General features: G+C 66.6%; 10 protein-coding genes and 9 pseudogenes. 12 read left to right on the plus strand and 7 right to left on the minus strand.

The window, feature by feature from the left end:
* Nucleotides 1–3 precede the first annotated feature (3 nt).
* Nucleotides 4–2,515 (minus strand): annotated as a pseudogene (hrpB, locus tag AC0IX7_RS11910) (ATP-dependent helicase HrpB).
* A gap of 517 nt (nt 2,516–3,032) precedes the next feature.
* On the opposite strand from hrpB, the gene AC0IX7_RS11915 reads away from it, so the two are divergent.
* The 3 genes from AC0IX7_RS11915 to AC0IX7_RS11925 all read left to right on the plus strand — a co-directional run bounded on the left by AC0IX7_RS11915 (nt 3,033) and on the right by AC0IX7_RS11925 (nt 7,546).
* A complete protein-coding gene (locus tag AC0IX7_RS11915; protein WP_471812070.1) occupies nt 3,033–5,552 on the plus strand; it encodes a penicillin-binding protein 1A in 2,520 nt (839 codons plus the stop codon).
* 132 nt (nt 5,553–5,684) lie between these two features.
* Entirely contained in the window at nt 5,685–6,812 is a 1,128-nt protein-coding gene (prfB, locus tag AC0IX7_RS11920) for a peptide chain release factor 2 (RefSeq protein ID WP_187505189.1), read from the plus strand.
* Nucleotides 6,813–6,835: 23 nt separating this feature from the next.
* Nucleotides 6,836–7,546, plus strand: coding sequence for a class I SAM-dependent methyltransferase (locus AC0IX7_RS11925; protein WP_471813860.1), 711 nt, complete (start codon nt 6,836–6,838; stop codon nt 7,544–7,546).
* 183 nt (nt 7,547–7,729) lie between these two features.
* Here AC0IX7_RS11925 and AC0IX7_RS11930 read toward each other — a convergent pair whose 3' ends face one another.
* Nucleotides 7,730–7,957 carry a JAB domain-containing protein gene (locus AC0IX7_RS11930; RefSeq protein WP_471812072.1) on the minus strand — a complete coding sequence of 76 codons (228 nt, stop codon included), beginning with the start codon at nt 7,955–7,957 and terminating at the stop codon, nt 7,730–7,732.
* A 248-nt stretch (nt 7,958–8,205) separates the two neighbouring features.
* On the opposite strand from AC0IX7_RS11930, the gene AC0IX7_RS11935 reads away from it, so the two are divergent.
* From AC0IX7_RS11935 to AC0IX7_RS11965, 7 genes and pseudogenes are all read left to right on the plus strand, one after another.
* On the plus strand, nt 8,206–9,000 hold the full coding sequence (locus tag AC0IX7_RS11935) for a thymidylate synthase (protein WP_471812074.1): 795 nt from the start codon (nt 8,206–8,208) through the stop codon (nt 8,998–9,000).
* 76 nt (nt 9,001–9,076) lie between these two features.
* Nucleotides 9,077–9,595, plus strand: a complete 519-nt coding sequence (locus AC0IX7_RS11940) for a hemerythrin domain-containing protein (protein WP_471812075.1) — start codon at nt 9,077–9,079, stop codon at nt 9,593–9,595.
* A gap of 191 nt (nt 9,596–9,786) precedes the next feature.
* Nucleotides 9,787–10,246 (plus strand): annotated as a pseudogene (locus tag AC0IX7_RS11945) (dihydrofolate reductase).
* 167 nt (nt 10,247–10,413) lie between these two features.
* A pseudogene (locus AC0IX7_RS11950) lies at nt 10,414–11,348 on the plus strand (bifunctional riboflavin kinase/FAD synthetase).
* Between the two features lie 147 nt (nt 11,349–11,495).
* Nucleotides 11,496–14,467: pseudogene (locus AC0IX7_RS11955) on the plus strand (isoleucine--tRNA ligase).
* A pseudogene (lspA, locus tag AC0IX7_RS11960) lies at nt 14,460–14,936 on the plus strand (signal peptidase II); the annotation flags it as partial. The pseudogenes AC0IX7_RS11955 and lspA, both read left to right, overlap by 8 nt.
* An 18-nt stretch (nt 14,937–14,954) precedes the next feature.
* Nucleotides 14,955–15,368 carry a DUF3035 domain-containing protein gene (locus AC0IX7_RS11965; RefSeq protein ID WP_471813862.1) on the plus strand — a complete coding sequence of 138 codons (414 nt, stop codon included), beginning with the start codon at nt 14,955–14,957 and terminating at the stop codon, nt 15,366–15,368.
* Nucleotides 15,369–15,771: 403 nt separating this feature from the next.
* On the opposite strand, the gene AC0IX7_RS11970 is transcribed toward AC0IX7_RS11965, so the two are convergent.
* The 5 genes and pseudogenes from AC0IX7_RS11970 to AC0IX7_RS11990 form a co-directional block, all read right to left on the minus strand.
* Entirely contained in the window at nt 15,772–16,626 is an 855-nt protein-coding gene (locus AC0IX7_RS11970) for a TorF family putative porin (protein ID WP_471812077.1), read from the minus strand.
* Nucleotides 16,627–16,892: 266 nt separating this feature from the next.
* Complete coding sequence (locus AC0IX7_RS11975; protein ID WP_471812079.1) at nt 16,893–17,069, minus strand: hypothetical protein; 177 nt, start codon at nt 17,067–17,069, stop codon at nt 16,893–16,895.
* An 88-nt stretch (nt 17,070–17,157) separates the two neighbouring features.
* Nucleotides 17,158–18,275 (minus strand): annotated as a pseudogene (gene metC, locus AC0IX7_RS11980) (cystathionine beta-lyase).
* A gap of 74 nt (nt 18,276–18,349) precedes the next feature.
* A pseudogene (locus AC0IX7_RS11985) lies at nt 18,350–19,179 on the minus strand (sulfurtransferase).
* Between the two features lie 52 nt (nt 19,180–19,231).
* Nucleotides 19,232–20,749, minus strand: a pseudogene (locus AC0IX7_RS11990) (cryptochrome/photolyase family protein); the annotation flags it as partial.
* Nucleotides 20,750–20,913: 164 nt separating this feature from the next.
* On the opposite strand from AC0IX7_RS11990, the gene queF reads away from it, so the two are divergent.
* Together queF and AC0IX7_RS12000 are read left to right on the plus strand one after the other, a co-directional pair.
* Nucleotides 20,914–21,372: a preQ(1) synthase gene (gene queF / locus AC0IX7_RS11995; RefSeq protein WP_133030263.1), complete on the plus strand. Its 459-nt coding sequence runs from the start codon at nt 20,914–20,916 to the stop codon at nt 21,370–21,372.
* Nucleotides 21,373–21,531: 159 nt separating this feature from the next.
* Nucleotides 21,532–23,801: pseudogene (locus AC0IX7_RS12000) on the plus strand (glycosyltransferase family 4 protein).
* Nucleotides 23,802–23,803: the final 2 nt, after the last annotated feature.

The raw sequence follows: 23,803 nt of genomic DNA on the forward strand, positions 1-23,803 counted from the left end.
CCCTTATCGCGAACCGGCGGCCCTTGCATCCGCCTTTTTCGTGCGCAGCGTCGCGGAGGCTGCGGCGGGGTCGTCCGGCCAGGGATGCTTGGGGTAGCGACCGCGCATTTCCTTGGCCACCGCGGTCCAGCTGCCCGCCCAGAAACCGGGGAGATCGCGCGTCGTCTGGATCGGGCGGCCGGCGGGAGATGTGAGGCTGAGGACAAGCGGCACGCGGGCCTCGCCGATCGTCGGGTGGATCGCGAGACCGAACAGGGCCTGGACGCGGAGTTCGACGCGCGGGCCGCCTTCCGCTGCGTAGTCGATCGCGTGCGTGCTGCCGGCGGGGCTGGTGAAGTCGGGCGGAGCGAGGCGGTTGATGGTCTGCATCGCGTCCCAGCCGAGCAGGTTGCGCAAGGCTTCGGCGAGCGCGCCGGGGGCGAGCGCGTCGAGTCGGCGCTTGCCGGCGAGCAGGGTGCGAGCCATTCGTCGGCGCGGTCGAGCAGGGTTTTGTCGTCGAGCGGTACGCCGGCATAGGCGGCACGGTCGCGCAACGCCTGCGCTCCTTCGCTCCACGGTAGCAGCGCGAGACCGTGCTCGCGGACGCCCTCGATGAGCGCGGCGAGGATGGCGTCGGGGTCCGCGCCGCTGTCCGGGCCGCTGGAGAGCCGGATCGCGCCTAGACGGCGTTCGCGGAGGGTTTGGATGCCGCCGGTTGTGGGGTCGAACGTCACGGTGCGGCGGGATCTCGATGCGGTCGGCGAAGAGGGTTTCGACGGTGGCCTGGTCGATCACCACGGCGGAGAGGATGCGCGCGCCGGCGGCCGAGCCTTGCGTGTCGGCGACGGCGAGCCATTCGGAGCGGGCCAGCGGCGAGGTCGGGTCGAGCTTGAACCCGCGGCCGCCGACCGAGGCCCAGGTTTCGCCCGACGCATCGCGGCGGCGTGCGACGCGATCGGGGAAGCCCAGCGCCACGCACACTTCTGCTCCTCCCGCCTGCGGGAGGGGTCGAGGGGCTGATCCAGCAGTGCCGCGCTCTTGGGATATGTCGCGCCCTCCCTCGACCCCTCCCGCAAGCGGGAGGGGAGCTAGTTTCGCCCAGCGATCCGCCATCGCCCTCGCCGCTTGCGCCTTGGGGCCGCGTTCGGTTTTCCATCTGCGGAGACGAGTTTCGAGGTCAACGTCCTGGCCGCCGATGCCGCGTTCGCCGAGCAGGACTGCGATTTGGGCTGCAACCGGCGCCAGGCCTCGCTCCCCTGCACGCAACAGCATGTGCGCGAGTCTCGGGGGCATCGGAAGTTTAGCAATCGCACGGCCGTGCGGCGTCGGGCGACCGTCCTCGATCGCTTCGAGCGTCGTCAGGCGCGCCATCGCCTCGTCGATAGCCGCGGCGGGGGCGGGTCGATCCAGCGAAGGTCGCGCGGATCGCCGACGCCCCAAAGCGCGCAGGCGAACACCAAGGCGGACAGGTCCGCTTCGAGAATTTCGGGCGGGTCGTAGCGCGGGAGTCCGGCGGTCGCCGCTTCTTCCCACAACCGATACGCGATACCCGGTCCGAGCCGCGCGGCGCGTCCCGCGCGCTGGGTGACCGCGGCCTGGCTCGCGCGTTCGGTCACCAGCCGCGTCATCCCCGCCGCGCGGTCGTAGCGGGGCGTCTCGCCAGCCCCGAGTCGACGACGATGCGGATGCCGTCCAGCGTCAGGCTGGTCTCGGCGATGCTGGTGGCGAGGACGACCTTCCGCCGGCCGTCGGGTTCGGGGAGGATCGCCGCACGTTGCGCCGCGGGGTCGAGGCTGCCGTGGAGTTCGTGGAGGACGATGTCGTCGGGCAAATTGGCGAGGCGGTCGGCGGTGCGTTCGATCTCCGCGACGCCGGGGAGGAAGGCGAGCACGCCGCCGTCTGCTTCGCCGAGCGCGCGGCGGATTGCGGCGGCGACCGAGTCCTCGATGCGCAGTTCGGCTTGGCGGCCGATGTGGCGGAGGGTGAGTGGGTAGCTGCGGCCTTCGCTTTCGATCACGGGAGCGTCGTCCATCAATGCCGCGAACCTTGCGCCGTCGAGCGTTGCGGACATGGCGACGATGCGCAGATCCGGGCGGAAGCCGGCTTGCACGTCGAGCGCCAGCGCGAGGCCGAAATCGCCGTCGAGGCTGCGTTCGTGGACCTCGTCGAACAGGACTGCGGAGACGCCGGCGAGTTCGGGATCGGCCTGGATGCGGGCGACGAAGATGCCTTCGGTGATCACCGTGACGCGGGTTGCGGCGGAGCGCTTGCTGTCCATGCGGGTCGCGTAGCCGAAGGTCTGGCCGACGGGCTCGCCGGCGGTGGAGGCCATGCGTTCGGCGGCGGCGCGGGCGGCGAGGCGACGGGGGAGAGGAGGAGGATCTCGCCGGTGCACCAGGGTTCGGTGAGGAGGGCCGGGGCGACTGCGGTGGTCTTGCCGGCGCCGGGGGGCTACGAGGACGGCCGAGGATCGGTCGCGTAGGGTTGCGAGGAGGTCGGGTAGTACGGTCAGTATCGGGAGCGGCGGCGGGGTCATCGGGGCCTGCTGCCACAGTGGCGGGGTTGGCGACAGGCTTTGCGGTTACGCGGGCATGTCGTTCGGGGGTGAGCGCCTGAACTTTGCGATCCTCCCCCGCCAGGGGAGGTGGCTGGCGCTTGCCAGACGGAGGGGAGGTAAGCGACGACCTGTCGTTCCGTGCCCTCCCCCTCCGTCACCTTCGGTGCCACCTCCCCTGGCGGGGGAGGATCGCTAGGTTGGGGAGACGTCGATTGGCTCTTTGCCATCAATCTAACCGAAAGCCGCACCACCTCACTAAAACCACCTCCCCGGCGAAAGGCCGGGGTCCAGTTGGGAAACGTTGCTGACGACGGTTGCGCGCCGTTGCTAGGACCTTTCCAACTGGGCCCGGCCTCCGCCGGGAGGTGCACTTTCTCTGATAGACGATACCCGCCGCATAAATCCCGTGAGATCATGTGCAAAGGCGGGCGCCCGCCCCCATCGCACCGGAGGCTGGCAAGCGCGCGCTAACCTGCTAGACGCTGCGGCAGTAATCATGGCGTCCGATCCCTCCCCCAACTCGACGACGGCGACAGGCCGCACCAGCGACCGGCTACGCGGCGGGTTCGCGCGCGCCTGGTCGAGCCGCTGGACCAAGGCCGCGCTGGCGCTTGGCGTGCTCGGCGTCGTCGCGATCTTCGCGTTCTGGTTCGCGGTCATGCGCGACCTGCCATCCGTGGATACGCTGCGCACCTACGAGCCGCCGCTGCCGACCAATGTGCGCGGGATCGATGGTGCGCCGATCCACAGCTACGCGCGTGAGCGGCGCGTCGAGTTGAGCTACGCCGAATATCCGCCGCTGCTGGTGAAGGCGTTTCTCGCCGCGGAGGACAAGTCGTTCTTCGAGCATCACGGCGTCGACTATCCCGGCCTCGCCGGTGCGGTGTACGACTATGTGACCAAGCTCGGCACCGGCAAGCGCGCCAAGGGTGGCTCGACGATCACGCAGCAGGTCGCCAAGAACCTGTTGATCGGCAACGCCTATTCGCCGTCGCGCAAACTGCGCGAGGCGGTGCTGGCGTACAAGATCGAGGACACGCTGACCAAGCCGCAGATCCTGGAGCTGTACCTCAACCAGATCGCGCTCGGGCGTAACGCGTTCGGCGTCGAGGCCGCGAGCCATGCGTATTTCGACAAGGAACTCGACCAGCTCGACCTCGCGCAGATGGCGTATCTCGCGATCCTGCCCAAGGGTCCGTCCAACTACGATCCGGTGCGCAATACCGAGCGCGCGATGATCCGGCGCAACTATGTGCTGAACCGGATGCTCGACAACGGCTTCATCACGCGTGCGCAGCGTGATCAGGCGAATGCGGAGCCGCTCGGCGCGGTGTTGCGGCGTACGCCGAAGTTCCAGAGCGTCGGCGGCTATTTCGTGGAGGAAGTCCGCCGGCAGCTGATGGCGAAGTTCGGCGAAAGCGCGAAGGATGGGCCGTACAGCGTCTATTCGGGCGGGCTGTGGGTGCGAACGTCGTTCGACGCGCGGCTGCAGGACCTGGCCCAGCAGGCGTTGCGCGACGGGCTGGTGCGGTTCGACAGCGGACGCGGCTGGAACGGCCCCATTCGCCATGTCGAGATCGAGGGCGACAACTGGCTCCAGCCGTTGCTCAACAGCAATATCGCGCTCGATTACCGGAATTGGGTCGCGGCGATCGTGACGGGTAAGGACGGGAATGCCTGGAGCCTGGGCTTCCGCACCGGCAAGACCGGCACATTGCCGCGCTATGCGGCGCAGATGGCGGTGCGCGGCAAGGGCGGCAACGCGTTCGGCGCGATCAAGGTCGGCGACATCATCGCAGTGGCACCGGAAGGCGGCCAGTTCGCGTTGCGGGCGATCCCCAAGGTGTCGGGTGCGTTCGTCGTCGAAGAGCCGGCTTCGGGCCGCGTGCTGGCGATGCAGGGTGGCTTCGACGACCGGTTGCAGGCGTTCAACCGCGCGACTCAGGCGATGCGCCAGCCGGGTTCGACCATCAAGCCGATCGTCTACTCCGCCGCGCTCGACAACGGTATGACGCCGGCGTCGATCATCGTCGACGGGCCGTTCTGCGTGTATCAGGGCGCGCGGCTTGGGCAGAAATGCTTCCGTAACTTCGGCAATTCGCGCGGCGCCGGGCCACACACGATGCGCTGGGGCATCGAGCAGTCGCGCAACCTGATGACCGTGCGGACCGCCGCGCAGACGGGCATGCCGAAGGTGGTCGCGACCATCAAGAAGATGGGGGTCGGCGATTATGCGCCCTACCTCTCGTTCGCGCTCGGCGCCGGCGAGACGACCGTCGGGCGTATGGTCAACGCGTATTCGATCTTGGCGAACAACGGCAAAGGCGGCCCGCCGTCGCTGATCGACTTCGTCCAGGACCGTCATGGCAAGGTGATCTGGCCGGAGAACTGGCGTCCGTGCGACCGGTGCAACGCGCCCGATTGGGACGGCAAGCCGATGCCGCGCCCGGTTACGCGCCAGCGCCAGGTGCTCGACGCGATGACGGCCTACCAGATGGTCCACATCACCGAGGGTGTCGTCCAGCGCGGTACCGCGGTGACGCTCCGCGATCTCGATCGACCGATGTTCGGCAAGACCGGGACGAACAATGGCCCGACCGACGTGTGGTTCATCGGCGGCACGCCGCAGTTCGTCGGCGGCCTGTATATCGGCTTCGATACGCCGCGGAATCTCGGTGGTGCGGCACAGGGCGGGACGCTCGCCGCGCCGATCTTCAAGCAGTTCGCGGTGAAGGCGTATGAGAACCTGCCCAAGCTGCCATTCCGCGCGCCCGCCGGAATCCGCATGGTCCGGATCGATCGCGGGAGCGGCCGCCCGGTCTATGGCACGTGGCCGAACACCGACGATCCGAAGCCGGCGGTGATCTGGGAAGCGTTCAAGCCGGAGAGCGAACCACGCCGTGCTGCTCGGCGTTCCGATGCCGCCCCGGCCGCGGCGGCGACCACCACCGCGGTGAAGAAGGCCGAAGCCCCGCGCGACAGCGATTTCTTGCAAAGACAAGGCGGAATCTACTAGCGCCCTTATATAGACGTCATCGCACATCAATCCGTCATCCCAGCAAACGCTGGGATCTCGTGGTAAGGGAGGACACTCCTCGCCGCAGGAGATGCCAGCTTTCGCTGGCATGACGAAGACCGGAGAATACCCATGCGCGCCGAAGCGCAGGCTCACGTAGACACCATCAACGACGCGCTGGCGCTGCTGCGCCGCTTCCTCGACTGGGACCGCGCGCTGCGTCGTCTCGACGAGCTGAACGCGCGCGTCGAGGATCAGGCGCTCTGGTCCGATCCCAAGGCCGCCCAGGAGGTAATGCGCGAGCGTCGTCGTCTCGACGAGGCGATCAGCGCGACGCGTGCGATCCAGAGCGAACTGTCGGACACGGCCGAGTTGATCGAGATGGCGGAGGCCGAGGGCGATACCGCGATGGAAGCGGACGGCGTCGCCGCGCTCGCCGAACTCGCCGCGCGGGCCGACCGGGACAAGATCAAGGCGTTGCTCGCGGGCGAGGCCGACGCCAACGACACCTATATCGAGGTCAACGCCGGCGCCGGCGGGACCGAGAGCCAGGACTGGGCGGGCATGCTCAGCCGGATGTATTCGCGCTGGGGCGAGCGCCACGGCCTGAAGGTCGAGCTGATCGACCAGCATTCGGGCGAGCAGGCCGGCATCAAGTCCGCCACGCTGCTGCTGAAAGGCGAGAACGCGTACGGCTATGCCAAGACCGAGAGCGGCGTCCACCGGCTGGTCCGGATCAGCCCGTACGACTCGGCAGCGCGGCGGCACACGTCGTTCGCCAGCGTCTGGGTGTACCCGGTCGTCGACGACAATATCGAGGTCGAGTACAACGAGAGCGACCTGCGCATCGACACGTATCGTGCGTCGGGCGCCGGCGGCCAGCACATCAACACGACCGATTCGGCGGTGCGTATCACGCACATCCCGACCGGCATCGTCGTGCAGTGCCAGAACCAGCGCTCGCAACACAAGAACAAGGCCGAGGCCTACAACCAGCTCCGCGCGCGTCTGTACGAGCGCGAACTGGCGATCCGCGAGACTGCGGCGAACGCGGAGAATGCCGGCAAGACCGATATCGGCTGGGGTCACCAGATCCGCAGTTACGTGCTCCAGCCGTACCAGATGGTGAAGGACCTGCGCACCGGCGTCGTATCGACGAGCCCCTCGGACGTGCTCGACGGCGACCTCGAAATGTTCATGGCGGCGGCGCTGTCGCAGCGCGTGACGGGCGAGGCCGTCGAGGTGGAGGACGTCGATTGAAGCTCAAGGGTGCCCTTGCCCTGATGCTGTCGCCGGTATTCCTGCTCCCATTATTCGCATTGGGCGCGTGCGACGGCAGCAAGCCGCTGATCAAGCGCGAGCCGAAGGAGCCGGTGTTCCCCGCCGCCGACCGTCCGGTCGCGTCGATCGTCTCGTCGCGCTGGTCTAACGAAGAAGCCCGCGACCGTCTCAACGAGGCGGGTGAAGTCATGAACAAGGCCGAGATCAGCAAGGGCATGACGGTCGCGGACATCGGCGCGGGCGAAGGCTATTACACGATCCGCATGGCGGCGCGGGTCGGTAAGGACGGCCGCGTGCTCGCCGAGGACATCGTCGCGAGCGTCCAGGACACGCTGGCGGAACGCGTCGCGCGCGAGGATCTGGCGAACGTCAGCGTGAAGCTGGGCGAGCCGAACGACCCCAAGCTGCCCGAGGCGAGCTTCGACCGGGTGCTGATGGTGCACATGTATCACGAGATCGAGCAGCCATACGAGTTCCTGTGGCGGTTGCGGCCGTCGCTGAAGCCCGACGGGCTGGTGGTGGTGGTCGATGCGAACCGCCGGACGCAGGACCACGGCACGCCGCCGGCACTGTTGAAGTGCGAGTTCGCGGCCGTAGGGTACACGCAGGTGGATATGGACGACATGCCGTCGGCGGGCGGCTATCTGGCGACGTTCAAGGCGACCGGGCCGCGGCCGAAGCCTGAGGCGATCCGGGCTTGCCGGTTGAAGTGAGATTGGGTTTTGGCTTCGGCCGCGGTTCCGATCGCAAGCCCTGACCTAACCAACTGCACCACCCCGGCGAAGGCCGGGGCCCAATTGGAAAGGTCGCAGTAACGGCGTCCCGCGCTTCGTTGGCAACGTCCCCCAATTGGGCCCCGGCCTTCGCCGGGGTGGTGAAATTAGAGGGAGCGTTCCTCACACCACTCTCATCGCCCTCAGACTCGTTACCTCATCGCCTGCGATCACCAGATGATCGAGCAACACCACCTCCAGCGTCCGCAACCCCGCCGCGAGCGCGCGCGTGAACGCGACATCACGCGCACTCGGCGTAGCATCCCCGCTCGGATGATTATGCGCCATTACGACCCCGTGAGCCCCGAAAGCCAACGCATCCACCGCGACCGTGCGGATCGAGATCGCCACCTGATCCCGCCCCCGACGACATGCCGCATCCCGAGAAGCCTCCGATTCGGATCAAGATACGCGACCGCGACCGTCTCGACCGTGGCATCACGCAAGCCAGCGAACAGCGCTCGCGCCGCATCGAGGTGGGCGATACGTGGGGAAAGCTCGGGCAGCGTCGGCACATACCCGCCTGCCCCGCGGCACGCGCCACCGCACGCGCAACTACATCCGCTTGAGCCCCGCCCCCGCGCCGCTACGCAAACCCGATGCGCCAATATCTAGACCTCATGGACCGCGTGCTCTCGACCGGCGTCGAGACGATGGACCGCACCGGCACCGGCACGCTCAGCGTGTTCGGCGCGCAGATGCGGTTCGATCTCGCGCAGGGCTTCCCCGTGCTCACCACCAAGAAGCTCCATCTCCGCTCGATCATCGTCGAGCTGCTGTGGTTCCTGCGCGGCGACACCAACGTCCGCTGGTTGCAGGACCGGAAAGTCGCGATCTGGGACGAATGGGCGGATGAAACCGGCGATCTCGGCCCGGTCTACGGCAAGCAATGGCGCGACTGGGTCGCCGCCGATGGCCGCCACATCGACCAGATCGCCGAGCTGATCGGCCAGATCAGGACCAACCCCGCGTCGCGCCGCCAGATCGTCAGCGCGTGGAACCCCGGCGACCTGCACGCGATGGCGCTCGCGCCGTGCCACTGCCTGTTCCAGACGCATGTCGCGAACGGCAAGCTCTCGTTGCAACTCTACCAACGCTCGGGCGACATCTTCCTCGGCGTGCCGTTCAACATCGCTAGCTATGCGCTGCTGACGCATATCCTTGCGCAGCAATGCGGGCTGGAGGTCGGCGAGTTCATCTGGACCGGCGGCGATTGCCACCTCTATTCGAACCATCTGGAGCAGGCGCAACTGCAACTGACGCGCTCGCCGGGGCCGCTGCCGCGGCTCGAGATCGTGCGGAAGCCGGACTCGATCGATGCGTACGAGTATGAGGATTTCGTGCTCCACGATTATGTGGCGCAGGCGCACATCAAGGCGCCGGTCGCGGTCTGACACGAGAGCGAATCGCAATAGGAACCGGGCTTGGCGCGCATGGTTGACCGTCCGAACCTATTCGGAAGGCCCAATCATGGACATCACCCAGCTCATTCTCGACGAACATGCGCAACAGCGCGCACTGTTCGCGCAGATCGATTCGATCGACGCGAAGGACACGGAGGCGCTGTCGGCGCTATGGACCCGGCTCAAGAACCTGCTCGACGCGCATGCCGAGGCGGAGGAACGCTTTTTCTACCCGCGACTGATGAAGATCGGCACCGGCGGCAGCGATGCCGAGTCGGCGGCGGAGGAAACAGAGGACGCGATCGAGGATCACAACGACATCCGCGACACGGGTGAGGCGGTCGACAAGCACCCGGTAGGCTCGGACGCGTGGTTCGCTGCGGTCGGTGAATGCAACAAGGCGAACAGCGATCATCTGGCGGAGGAAGAGCGCCAGGGGCTCACCGACTTCCGCAAGCATGCGACGCTGGAAGAGCGGCATGAACTGGGCGTGCGGTTTGCGGCGTTCGAGGCGAATCATCTGAATGGGGTTAAGGTCGTTGAGAAGGACCCCGAGGCGTATGTGAAGGAACATGCGCCGGGCTGAACCTCGCCACCACCATACTACCACCCCGGCGAAGGCCGAGGCCCAATTGGCAAGGTCGTAGTAACGTAGCGTAGCGCTCATCAGCGCCGGTCCCCAATTAGGCCCCGGCCTTCGCCGGGGTGGAGTTAGCGGCGGGGTGCCGACGTAAGCGGGGAGTAGCCCATTGCCCTCCATTCCGGCATGACCACCGCATGATCACCTTCTACCTCGCCCGCGCCAGCAACGGCGTCATCGGCCGCGACGGGCAGCTCCCGTGGCGCATCCCCGCCGACCTCAAGCGCTTCAAGGCGCTGACGATGGGCAAGCCGATGGTGATGGGGCGCAAGACGTTCGAGAGTTTCCCAGCCCCTGCCCGGCCGCCGCCACATCGTTCTCACGCGCGGCGACTGGACAGCGGCGGGTGCCGAGGTCGCGCATTCGGTCAAGGAGGCGCTGGCGATGGCGGGGGACGAGGTCGCAGTGATCGGTGGCGCGCAGATTTACGCGCAAATGCTCCCCCACGCGGATCGGATAGAACTGACCGAAGTCCACGCCGAACCCGAAGGCGACGCCACCGTCCCTGCGGTCGAAGGCTGGCGCGAGATCGCCCGCGATGATCATCCTGCCGAAGGTGAGCGTCCGGCATACAGCTTCGTCACGTTGACACGCTGACTTCCCCTCCCTGGAAGGGAGAGGCCGGAGGTGGGTCGGCCAGCTTGTGCCATCGGCGTCTGGAGCTTGCGGTAGCCGACCCACCCCTAACTCTCTTTCAGGGAGAGGAACGCGTCGTATCCGGTGACACCTAGCGCCACCCTTCCCGCCCCCTATAGCCCGCCTCCATGCAGCGGCTCGACGGCGGCGCTTCCATTCCTTCGCATCTCGCGAACGGGATCGTCGCGCTGGGCAATTTCGATGGATTTCACCTCGGTCACCAGGCGGTGGTCGCGCGCGCGATCGCCTGGGCGAAGGCCGAAGGCCGTCCCGCGCTGGTCGCGACGTTCGATCCGCACCCGGTCCGCCATTTCCGCCCCGCCACCGCGCCGTTCCGCCTCACCACGCTGGACCAGCGCGAGCGGCTGTTCGCCGATGCCGGCGCCGATGCGATGGTGGTGTTCCACTTCGACGGCGATCTCGCCGCGCTCACCGCCGAGCAGTTCATCGCCGACCGGCTGGAGCGCAACCTGCGCGTCGGCGGCGTGGTGACCGGCGAGGACTTCACCTTCGGCCACGCCAAGAGCGGCACCGTCCACACGCTCGCCGCGCGGGGCGCCGCGCACGGGTTTCGCGCGGAAACGGTCGGCGCGGTCGCGCTCGACGGCGAGACGGTGTCCTCCACCCGCATCCGCGACGCGCTGCGCAGCGGCGACATGGCGACCGCGACGCGCCTTCTCACGCGGCCGTTCGCGATCGAGGGGTGGTGCAGCACGGCGACAAGCTCGGCCGCACGATCGGCTATCCGACCGCGAATATCGACATGGGCAATTACCTGCGGCCCGCCTACGGGATCTACGCGGTGACCGGGCGGCTGGAGGACGGGCGCGTGCTGAAGGGCGCCGCCAACCTCGGCATCCGCCCGAGCTTCGATCCACCCAAGGAATTGCTAGAGCCGTATTTCTTCGACTTCGCGGAGGATTTGTACGGGCGCCGGGTCGAGGTCTCGCTGATCGAGTACCTCCGCCCCGAAGCGAAGTTCGACAGCCTCGAAGCGCTGACGACCCAGATGGACGCCGACTGCGCCCGGGCCCGGCATATTCTGGGGTCCTCCCCTCCCTGAAAGGGAGGGGTCGAGGTGGGTCGGCCGGTTGGCTGATGTCGTCCCCGCCTCAAGCCGACCCACTTCAGCCCCTCCCTTCCAGGGAGGGAGCAAGAGCGGGACGGGGGATGGCAACGCAGCCCCTCTCGGCTACAGCCCGGCCCACTTATGACCGATACTCCTGCGCCCGCCCGCGATTACCGCGACACCGTCTTCCTGCCGAAGACCGACTTCCCGATGAAGGCGGGCCTCGCTGCCAAGGAGCCGGCGATCCTCGAGCGCTGGGCCAAGCTCGGCATCTACGACCGGTTGCGCGAACAGCGGCTCGGGCGCGAGCGCTTCATCCTGCATGATGGCCCGCCCTACGCGAACGGCGACATCCACATGGGCCACGCGATGAACAAGGTCCTGAAGGATATCATCGTCCGCAGCCAGTCGCTGATGGGCAAGGACGCGCCCTACGTCCCTGGCTGGGACTGCCACGGCCTGCCGATCGAGTGGAAGGTCGAGGAAGCGTATCGCGCCAAAAAGCTCGACAAGGACGACGTGCCGGTCGCGCAGTTCCGCGCCGAATGCCGCGCCTACGCCGAGAAATGGGTCGACGTGCAGAAGGCCGAGTTCGAGCGGCTCGGCGTGATGGGTGACTGGGCCGATCCGTACCTGACGATGAAGTACGAGGCGGAAGCCACGATCGTCGGCGAATTGCTGAAGTTCGCGGAGAGCGGTCAGTTGTATCGCGGCGCCAAGCCGGTGATGTGGTCGCCGGTCGAGAAGACTGCGCTCGCCGAGGCCGAGGTCGAGTATGAGGACATCGTCTCGACGCAGATCGACGTCGCGTTCGAGATCGTGGACGCGCCGAACGCGCCCGAGCTGGTCGGCGCGCATGCGGTGATCTGGACGACGACGCCGTGGACGATCCCGGTGAACCAGGCGCTGAGCTATGGGCCTGAGATCGCGTATGTGCTCGTCGCGGACGGCGATCGCCGCTTCCTGATCGCTGACGCACTGATCGACAGCTTTGCCCGTACCGCCCGTCATCCCGGCGGAAGCCGAGACCCACTTACCAACGACGGAGACCGCGGCGAGGTGGGCCCGGCGTCCGCCGGGGTGACGGAGCGGAGGGTGGCGCTGCAATCCTTGGCGCGGGAAGGGTTCCGACCTCGCCGACGCGACCGCGCGTCACCCGATGCACGCCCTCGGCGGGTTCTTCGCGAAGCCGCGGCCTTTCCTCCCCGGCGCGTTCGTCACGACCGACGCGGGTACCGAGCTCGTCCACATGGCGCCGGACCATGGCGAAGACGATTTCGAGCTCTGCAAGCAATACGGCATCGACCCGGTCTTCGCGATCGACGGCGCGGGGATGTACCGCGCCGACTGGGCGTGGCTCGGCGGCCAGGGCAGCGTCATCAACAAGAAGTTCGTGAGCGCGGACGGCCCGATCTGCACCGACCTGCGCGAGGCCGGCGCGTGGCTCGCGGCGAGCGACGACTTCAAGCACAGCTATCCGCATTCGTGGCGCTCGAAGGCGAAGGTGATCTTCCGCGCGACCCCGCAATGGTTCATCCCGATGGACCGGAGCGACACAGAGTCCCCTCCCGCCTGCGGGAGGGGTTAGGGAGGGCAGTGCCGCGAATGCTGCGCTCGACGCCTCCCTCCCCCAACCCCTCCCGCAAGCGGAGGAGAGCAAGCAGAAGCCGGCAACGGCGCGACCCTCCGCGAGATCGCGCTCGACGCGATCGCCGCGACCACCTGGATCCGCACGCGCCGAAAACCGGATCACCTCGATGGTGCAGGGCCGCCCCGACTGGGTCATCTCGCGCCAGCGCGCCTGGGGTGTCCCGATCGCGCTGTTCGTCAACCGCGTCACCGGCCAGTACCTCAACGACCCCGCCGTCAACGCGCGCATCGTCGAAGCCTTCCGCGAGCATGGCGCCGACGCCTGGTACGCCGACGGCCACCAGGCGCTGCTCGGCCCCGACTACGACGTCGCCGATTACGAGGTCGTAAAGGACATCCTCGACGTCTGGTTCGACTCAGGCTGCACGCACGTCTTCACCGTGGAAGCACGCTACGGCGAAGGCACCCGCGCGAACCTGTATCTCGAAGGGTCGGACCAGCATCGCGGCTGGTTCCAGTCGTCGTTGCTCGAAAGCTGCGGCACGCGCGGTCGCGCACCGTATGACGCGGTCCTCACGCACGGCTTCGCGCTCGACGGCCAGGGGCGGAAAATGTCGAAGTCGCTCGGCAACGTCGTCGATCCGCTCAAGATCATCGGCGAGTCCGGCGCGGACATCCTCCGCATGTGGGTCGCCTCGACCGACTATTTCGACGACGTGAAGATCGGCAAGGAGGTGCTCGCGACCGCCTCCGACGCGTATCGGAAACTGCGCAACACCTTCCGCTACATGCTGGGCGCGCTCGAAGGCTTCGACGATTCCGAGCGCGTCGCGGTGTCCGACATGCCCGAGCTGGAGCGCTACGTGCTCCACCGCCTCGGCATGATCGACACCGAGCTGCGTCAGGCGGCCGAGGCCTACGAATTCAACCGCTACACGCGCCTGCTGACCGACTTCGCGAACGAGGACCTGTCCGCGTTCTTCTTCGATATCCGCAAGGACTCGCTCTATTGCGACGCCCCGAGCGACATCAAGCGCCGGTCGTACCGCACCGTCCTGGACGTGCTGTTCCACGCCCTCGTCCGCTACGCCGCGCCGGTGCTGTGCTTCACCGCGGAAGAAGTGTGGCAGTCACGCTTCCCGAACGACGACAGCTCGGTACACTACCTCGAATGGCCGTCGCTGCCAGAGGTGGAGGATGGCGTTGCTATCGGGAAGAAGTGGACGCAGATCCGTGCGCTGCGCGAAACCGTCACCGAAGCAATCGAACCTATGCGTCGCGAAAAGACTGTTCGCTCAAGCTTAGAGGCAGAGGTAACGATTCGATCGGTATCACCTCTTACGCCGAATGAAGCAGCGGAGTTGGCCGAAGCGTTCATCGTCGCCAAGGTCACGCCGGGCGACGACGTCACCGTGACCCGCACCGACTTCCACAAATGCGGCCGCTGCTGGCGCCATCTCCCCGAGGTGAAGGTCGACGGCGACCTCTGCGATCGGTGCGAAGAGGTGGTAGCGCATGCGTAACCTCCCCAAAGCCGGGTTCGGCGCGGCGATCGCGCTTTTCCTCGCCGATCAGCTCAGCAAATGGGCGGTGACCAAGCCGCTCGGGATCGACTCGCTGGGCGACTCGCAGACGATCACCTCGTTCTTCGACCTGCGCTTCGTGCCGAACATCGGCATCTCGCTCGGGCTGCTCCCCGCCGACGGCCACCTCACCCGTTGGGCGCTGGTGCTGCTGACCGGCGCGATCGCGATCGGCGTCGCGGTGTGGATGACGCGCGAGAAGAACCCCGCCGACCAGGTCGCGCTCGGCTTCGTGCTTGGCGGGGCGATCGGCAATATCCTCGACCGGATCCGGCTCGGCTATGTGGTCGATTTCTGCGACCTGCATATCGGCGAGTGGCGTCCGTTTTTGGTCTTCAATGTCGCCGATGCAGCGATTACTGTCGGCGTGCTCGTCCTGCTTGTTCGGGCGCTGCTCGTGCGCGAGAAGCCCCTGTGGAGAATTCCCATGCGTAAGTTCGTACCCTTGGCCGCCGGCCTCACCTGCGTCGCGCTGCTTTCGGGTTGCGGGGCAGGCCGAAGCCTCGATCGTGCGCGCCCGGACGAGTTCGCGGTCGCGCGCCAGGCACCGCTGGTGATCCCGCCCGATTTCGCGCTGGTCCCGCCACAGCCCGGCGCCGCCCGCCCGCAGGATACCGCGGCCAACGCGCAGACGCTCGACGCGCTGTTCGGCGGCACCGCGGCGCGCAGTGCGGCCGAAACCGGCGTGATCAACGACGCGGGTGCGGATAGCGACGATCCCGGCATCCGCTCCAGCGTCGGCGATCCCGGCACGACGGTGGTCGACAAGGGCTCGACCACGCGGGACATCGTCGCGGCCCCGGAAGGCGACGGCCAGGACGCGCGCACGACCGCGAATTGATCGGGGTTTTACCGGTGGACGAAAAAGGGCGGCTTCTCGCGGGGCCGCCCTTTTCGTGTCTGGTTGCTGCCCGCGGCATCGTCGGAAGCGGACCGTGATTCTATGGTCTTACGATACGTGACCGCACCCGGAACCAGACCCGCGCCGGCCCCACCCTGAATCCGTCATCCAGCGAAAGCTGGGATCTCATCGTGTGGCGAACGTCGCTGGCCTCAAGAGATACCCCAGCTTTCGCTGGAGTGACGGAATGAAGCTTGGAAACGGGGATCGGAATGGCCTCGGCACCCGCCTACTTGTTCTCCCGCGAAGGCGGGAGCCAGCCTGGTCCCCGCCTTCGCGGGGACGCAAACTTGTGGGTCTGAGATGGGGTGCGGAACGCTCGCCGCGCCCTTCCCTCAGCTCCTCAGAACGCCGCGGTCAGCGACACTAGCACCTTGCCGTTGGCGATCGAGCCGTTGCCGTCCTGGCCGCGGCTGAAGCTTGGCTGGAGATAGGCCGATTCGCCCTTCGTGATGTCGGTGTCGACATACGCCACGCCCAGCGTCAGCGGGGTGCTAGGGATCACGTAGTCGGCGCCGAACAGCCAGTCCCAATATTCGCCGGTCGGCGACACGCTGGTCGCGAACGGCCCGAGGCCCTTGTTGCCGTTCGAATAGCCGACGTGCGCCTTCACGGTCAGCCCGGTATTGGGAACGCCGCTGCTGACATCGCCCCAGAGGTACAGATTCGAATCCTTGGCGTTCACGCGGTCATAAACGCCGGCCGCTGCCGACGCGCCGTTCGAATACCATGGCCCGAGCGCCTGCTGCTTGGGTGCGTAGGCGACACCGGCGGTCAGGGCGACCAGGCCGGCGGTGCCCGACAGCTTGGCATAGGGCTCGATGAAGTCGGTATTGTCGAAGCCGCTCGGGTACATGTACCAGGTCGCGCCGACGTCGAGCGTACCGCCGCCGACCGGGACCTTGTAGCCCGCGATCAGATCGAGCTCCATGTTGGCGCCGCCGAACGTGCCCCAGCCCGCGAGGTTGGAACCCCAGGTGCCGATGTACAGGCCGCTCTTGTGCGCGATGGTGATGCCGCCCTGGACGGCGAGGTTCTCGTCCGACTGCGACACGCCGCGGAAGCGGTAATCGCTGACGAGCCCGACCGAGCCGGAGACCGTGATCTCCTTGGGCGGTGCGGTAGCCTCGTCCTGAGCGAACGCGGGGGTAGCGGCAGCCAATGCGATGCCGCCGAGAAGAATAGTGGTGAAGCGCATCGTTTCCTTTCGATACTGGAAAGTCGATGTCCCCGCCTGCCACCGCGGACGCCGCATCTATCGAGGCCTCAGCCTCCGAGTGCGGTCTTTCCTGCGGTGACGAATGTGTGACAGTCCATGGTGCGACGCACAAGCGAGATCTTGCGTACAATCGGGGTTTGACGCCACACATGTTGCGCGGCGGCCACACCGAATGTATCCGAGGGGCAACGATCGGGGTGAAACTACATCGTCGAGAGGGCACCGGAGCCGGCGGGACGACGCGATCACGTCAGGATCACGACGGCGACGCCCGCGACCGACAGGATGACGCTCGCTATCACGAGCCAGCGGACCGCCGGCGCGTCGCGCGATGAACTGGCGCGGTGCACAGCGGTGAGCATCAGTCCCGTACTTACCAGGACAATGAGGCTGCCCAACAGATCGCCTTGAGTTTCCGTCATCGCTGATCCCGTCGGCTGGCCTGCCAATAGGGTAGGGACGCGGACCTATCGCGGTGATGACGCGGCGATGAAAACTGCGGACGAACCGTTAGCCGCGCACCCTCCGAAAAGCGTCCAACCCTGCTTCGAGATCGGCGATCAGGTCGGCGGGGTCTTCGAGACCGATCTGGAGGCGGACCGTCGGGCCGGCGGCGTCGCGCTTGGTGACGCTGCGGTACCGTTGCGGATCGGCGGGGATGGCGAGGCTTTCGAAACCGCCCCAGCTATAGCCTATGCCGAACAGCTGGAGGGTGTCGATCAGCGCGGCGCGGGACGCTTCGTCTCCGCCGTTCAGGACGAACGAGAACAGGCCGCTGGAGCCCTTGAAGTCGCGGACGAACAGGTCGTGGCCGGGGCAGTCGGGAAGCGCGGGTGGAGGACCTGCGCGACTTCGGGACGCGATTGCAGCCACCTGGCGATCGTCAGCGCGCTCGACTGGTGCTGTGCGAGGCGGACAGCCATCGTGCGGAGGCCACGGCTGCCGAGCCAGCAATCGTCGGGGCTGGCGACCTGGCCGAGCTGGAAACTCGTCTCGCGGAGTTTCTTGAAATGGCCGGGTGCGGCGGTGACCGAACCGAGCATCACGTCCGAATGGCCGACGACGTACTTGGTGCCGGCAAGGATCGTCAGGTCGACGCCGCGCTCGATCGCGGGGAAGAACAGCGGGGTGGCCCAGGTGTTGTCGAGCAGCGTCGTCACGCCGCGCGCTTTCGCGGCGGCGACGATCGCGGGGACGTCCTGCACCTCGAAGCTCAACGAGCCGGGGCTTTCCATGAAGATGGCGCGCGTCTTGTCGCCGATCAGGTCGGCGATGCCTGCACCGATCATCGGGTCGTAATAGCGCGTGGTGATGCCGAACCGCTTGAGCAGCCCGGTCGCCATGCCGCGCGTCGGGTCGTAGGCGCTGTCGACCAGCAGCAGTTCGTCGGCGGGGGACAGCACGGACAGCAGAGCCGCCGCGATCGCCGCGACGCCCGAGCAATAGAGGAACGTCCCCTCGGCGCCGGGCTCGAGCGAGGTCAGCGCGTCGGCGAGGCTCCACTGGGTGGGCGTGCCCTTGCGCCCGTAGAACAAGCGGTGATGCGTATCGCGGGTGGCGCTGTCGCGGAGGTGGCCGACCGAATCGTACAGGATCGTCGAGGCGCGCCAGACCGGCGGGCTGACGATGCCTTGGGTCCATTCCTTGCGACGGCCGGCGAGGACGACCTTGGTCGCGTCGCCGACCGGCTTGCTCGTATCGCTCATGCCGTGCCTGTCGCCTTGGGTGTTGAGGGATCGCCGCCCCACTCGGACCAGCTACCATCGTACAACGCCGCGTCATTGCCGAGCAGATGCGCGCCGAATGCGAGCACCGATGCAGTGATGCCCGAGCCGCAGGTCATCACCAGCGGCTCCGTGAGGTCGACGCCCGCCTTATCAAACTCGGCCCTCAGCGCGTCGCCGGTCTTCCACGTGCCATCCGCGTTGAACACCGCGCCCTGCGCCAGGTTCTTCGAGCCCGGAATATGCCCCGGCGCGGTGCCCGGTCGTGGGTCTTCCTCGGCACCGGTGAAGCGCGCCGCGGACCGTGCATCGAGCACCTGCTCCGCGCCGCTCTCGACGTTCGCCTTCATCTGGTCGAGGTCACGCACGCCCTTCAGGTCCGCCCAGGTCGTGAAGTGACGATGCCGCGGCGTTTCCTTTCCCGACGCGATCTCGCGCCCCTCGGCCTGCCACTTGGCGAACCCGCCATCGAGGATCGCGACATTGTGCGCGCCGAACAGCCGCAGCATCCACCACGCCCTCGCCGACGTGTGCCAGGGCGAGCTGTCGTACAGGACGATCCGGCTGCCATCGCCGAGACCCAGCGTCTGCATCCGGCTCGCGAATTTCTCCGCCGACGGCAGCATGTTGGGCAGGTCGCTGTCGGTGTCGCGCAACTCGCTCAGGTTCATGAACACCGCGCCGGGAATATGCGTGGCCTCATACTCCGCCGCTGCATCGCGTCCTCGGCGTAGGTCGCGTCGACGATCCGCAGATCACTCGCGCCCAGTTCGTTCGCCAGCCATTCGGTGGTCACCAACGCGTCCATATGCGGCTCCTTGTGCTGAGAGGTCAGTAGCCAGCGGGACCGCTCGCGTCGAGGAGGCGAGGAACCCGGCCGCTTGCGCGCGCGTCGCCTCGCGGTCCGCCTCGGACTGTTTCGCCCAGTTGCGATACGGCATCGCCAGCCGGTTGTTACGGCCGAGCTTGTCCTCGTGCCGGTCGAGGAAATCCCAGTACAGCGCGTTGAACGGGCACGCATCGGGCCCGATCCGCTGCTTCACCTTGTAGCGGCAGGTCCCGCAATAATCGGACATCCGATCGATATACGCGCCCGACGAGATATACGGCTTAGACCCCAACAAGCCGCCATCGCCGAACTGGCTCATTCCCAGCGTGTTGGGCAACTCGACCCATTCATACGCGTCGACATACACCTCCAGATACCATTGGTGGACCTTGGCCGGGTCCGCGCCGATCAGCAGCGCGAAATTGCCCGTCACCATCAGGCGCTGGATGTGGTGTGCGTGCGCGGTCTCCAGCGTCTGACCGATCGCCTCGCGCAGGCAGTGCATGTCGGTCTCGCCGGTCCAGTACCAGCGGGGAGTTCGCGGTGGTGGTCGAGGAAGTTGCGCTCGACATACTCAGGCCCCTCGCGCCAGTAGATCCCGCGCATGTATTCGCGCCAGCCGATGATCTGGCGGATATACCCTCGACCGCGTTGAGCGGCGCGCGACCGGCACGATATTCCGCCTCCGCGCGCTGGCACAGGTCCAGCGGATCGAGCAGCCCCGAGTTGATGTAGGGCGACAGGATCGAGTGCCACAGATGCGGCTCGCCGGTGAGCATCGCATCCTCGTAGTCGCCGAACTGCGGCAGCGCGTGCTTGAAGAAGTTCACCGCCTGTCGCTCGGCATCCTCCGCGGTCACGGCGTACTCGAACCCGTCGAGGCTCCCGGATGCTCGGCGAACCGCTCCGCCACCATCGCCAGCACGTCCTGCGTGATCGCATCCGGCTTGAACACCAGCGGGCGCGGCATCAGCAGGTCGTTCTTGGCGGGCTTGCGGTTCTCCTTGTCGAAGTTCCAGCGGTCGCCCTCGGGCTTGCCGTCGGTCATCAACAGCCCGGTGCGAGTCCGCATCTGGCGATAGAACCACTCCATCGTCAGCGTCTTGCGCTCCGCCGCCCAGGTCTCGAAGTCGGCATGGCTGGCGAGGAAGCGGTTGTCGCTGCGGATCTCGACCGGGATGCCGAACAGAGTCTCCCAGCTTTCGAGCATCGCCATCACGCGCCATTCGCCGCCCTCGGTGACGATGATCCGTTCGGGGTCATGCCGCTCGACCGCCCGCGCGATCTCGCCGGTGAAGCTGCCCGCGTTGTCGGGGTCGTCGAGCGCGGTGTATTCGACCGTCCACCCGGCCTGGCGCAAAGCCTCCGCATGATGCCGCATCGCCGACAGGATATAGGCGATCTTGCGTTTGTGGTGGCGGACATAGGTCGTCTCCTCGGCGACCTCCATCATCAGCACGATCGTCGTCTTCGGGTCGCAGTCGCGGAGCGAGGCGAGGTCGATCGTGAGCTGGTCGCCGAGGATCGGTACGAGTGTCGTGATCGTCATTGCTCAAACCTCTCCGTCACCCCGGACCTGTTCCGGGGTCCACCGTTCCGCACACTCGCCGCCCGTGGAGTCCGCGGATGGGTGGATGCCGGAACGAGCCCGGCATGACGGCAAGAGGTATCACCCACTTTGCGTCATCCGAATCGCGTCCTACATGGCGCACTATGACCGCACCCGCCAACCCATTGCATCTGGGCCAGAACAGCGCCCTTCCCGCCTCTCCCGAAGAGGCCGTGCTCGATTACGTTCCCAACCCGCGGCCGGGTCGGACGTATCTCGTGCGGTTCGCGGCGCCCGAGTTCACGTCGCTCTGTCCGGTCACCGGCCAGCCCGACTTCGCGCATCTCGTCATCGACTATGTCCCGGGCGAGACGATCGTCGAATCCAAGTCGCTGAAGCTCTTCCTGAGCAGCTTCCGTAACCATGCCGGGTTCCACGAGGATTGCACCGTCGGCATCGGCGAGCGCCTGTTCGACGAGATGAAGCCGGTGTGGCTGCGGATCGGCGGGTATTGGTATCCGCGTGGCGGAATCCCGATCGACGTGTTCTGGCAATCGAGCGCACCGCCGCAGGATCTGTGGCTGCCCGACCAGGGGGTCGCCTCCTATCGCGGGCGTGGATGAAGGCTCGGGATGAGGGACCCGAAATATCAGATTGATTTAAATTGATATTTTTCCCGTGCTGCACTGCAGTATGTAATGAAACTTTATGCTACCTGAACCGTTCAAATGGATGCGCGACCGGGTTCTCCCAGAAGTGCGCGCTCAAACGAGGGACAGGGTATGGTGAAACCGGCGGACGGTGGGAATATCGCGCGACTGGCGCTGATCGGTAATTTCTTGCCGAGGCAGTGCGGGCTCGCCACTTTCACGACCGACGTTTTCACGGCCATGCGCGCGCGCTTCGAGATCGCCGTCGACGTCTACGCGATGGACGATCATCCGGGTAAATATGATTACCCGCCCGAGGTTACCGGCACGATCCCGGAGCACGAGCTGTCCGCGTACATCAACACGGCGCGGAAGATCGAGGCCAGTGGTGCGCAGGCGATCTGGCTCCAGCATGAATATGGCATCTTCGGCGGCCCCGCTGGCGAGCATATCCTCGCGCTGCTCGATCGCACCACGCTGCCGGTGATCGTCACGCTGCACACGATCCTCGAAAAGCCCAACGCCGACGAGCGTCGCGTGCTCGAAGGCCTGCTGCGTCGCGCCGCCCGCGTGGTGGTGATGGCCGAGCGTGGCCGCGACATTCTCCAGCGCGTCTACGGCGCCAATTCGCGCCAGATCGTCATGATCCCGCACGGCGTGCCTGATCGCGACCTGCTCGATCCCGCCCTGCTCAAGGACAAGTTCGGCTGGGAAGGCCGCAAGGTCATGCTGACGTTCGGCCTGCTCGCCCCCAACAAGGGAATCGAGACCGTTATCAACGCGCTGCCCGCGGTGATCGCGAAGCATCCCGACCTTCTGTACGTGGTGCTCGGCGCGACGCATCCGAACCTGGTCGCGTATGAGGGCGAGAAGTATCGCGACAAGCTGAAGGCGCTCGCCACGGAGAAGGGCGTCGCCGGCAACATCGCGTTCGTCGATGCCTTCCTCGAGCATGGCGAACTGCTCGACTATCTCCAGGCCGCGGACGTCTATGTGACGCCCTACACCAACCCCGCGCAGATCACGTCGGGCACGCTCAGCTACGCGATCGGTGTCGGCAAGCCCGTCATCTCGACGCCGTACGTGCATGCGACCGAGATCCTCGCGGATGGCCACGGCGTGCTCGTGCCGTTTGGCGATGTCGACGCGTTCGCGCGCGAGATCGACGCGCTGATGTCGAACGATCGCGATCGCAATCGTCTCGCCGAGCGTGCCTATGCGCGTGGCCGCACGATGATCTGGCCGAAGCTTGCTGAGGCGATGATGGCGGAGATCCGTGCGATCGTGGCGGCGCGCCCTTTTCGCCTTGCCAAGGTGCCGGCACCGCTGAAGCCGTTGATCCCTGATTTCGCCGCAGTCGAGCGAATGAGCGATCTCGACCGGCATGCTCCAGCATTCGATCTACTCGATCCCCGATCGTCGCCACGGCTATTGCATCGACGACAATTGCCGCGCGCTGATGCTGATGAGCGCGATGCCCGATCTCGACGACATCACCCGCGACAAGTGGATGACGATTTACGCCTCGTTCGTGCAATACGCCTGGAACCCGGACACGCGCCGCTTCCGCAACTTCATGAACTTCGATCGCACCTGGTGCGAGGATCTGGGGTCGGAAGATCTCGAACGGCCGCACGCTCTGGTCGCTCGGCGTCACCGCGCGCGATGCGCAGGCGGCCAAGCACCGCGACTGGGCGACCGCGATGTTCGATCTCGACCGCGTCGATGGCGCTCGAACTCGGCAGCTTGCGCGCGCAGGCGTTCGCGATGCTCGGCGCGGCGGCGATGCTGGAGGCCAAGCCCGGCCACCAGCTGTCGCTGTCGATCCTGGAGGCCTTCCCGAAGGTTCACCTGGACCTGCTTGCGAAAGCACGGCGTCCCGAGTGGCAGTGGTTTGAGATCGTGCTCGCCTACGACAACACCCGCCTTCCCCAGGCGCTGATCCGCGCGGGCCAAGCGCTCGGGCGGCAGGACCTGATCGATTGCGGCCTAGCCACGCTCGACTGGATCGTTGCCAAGCAGACCTCGCCCGAGGGCCGCTTCCGTGCGGTCGGGTCGGAGAGCTTCAACCGGCCCTATGCCGATCCGTTGCAGTTCGACCAGCAGCCGCTGGAGGCGCAGGCCACCGTCGATGCGTGCGCGGCGGCGTTCGAAGCGACCGGCGACATGCGCTGGCATGACGAAGCGCAGCGCGCTTATGGCTGGTTCCTGGGGGCGAACGATCTCGACCTGCCGCTCGCCAGCGTCGCCGATGGCGGCTGTTACGACGGCCTGATGCCGACCGGGTTGAACCGAAATCAGGGCGCGGAGTCGATTTTGGCCCTGCAACTCGCAAGTTGTGCCATTTCGGGGTATCAAAAGCAGCGCAAAGCGTGGCAGGAGCGACCCGCGTCGTCGCCTAGTT

The organism is Sphingomonas sp. AC411 (genome assembly GCF_979253035.1).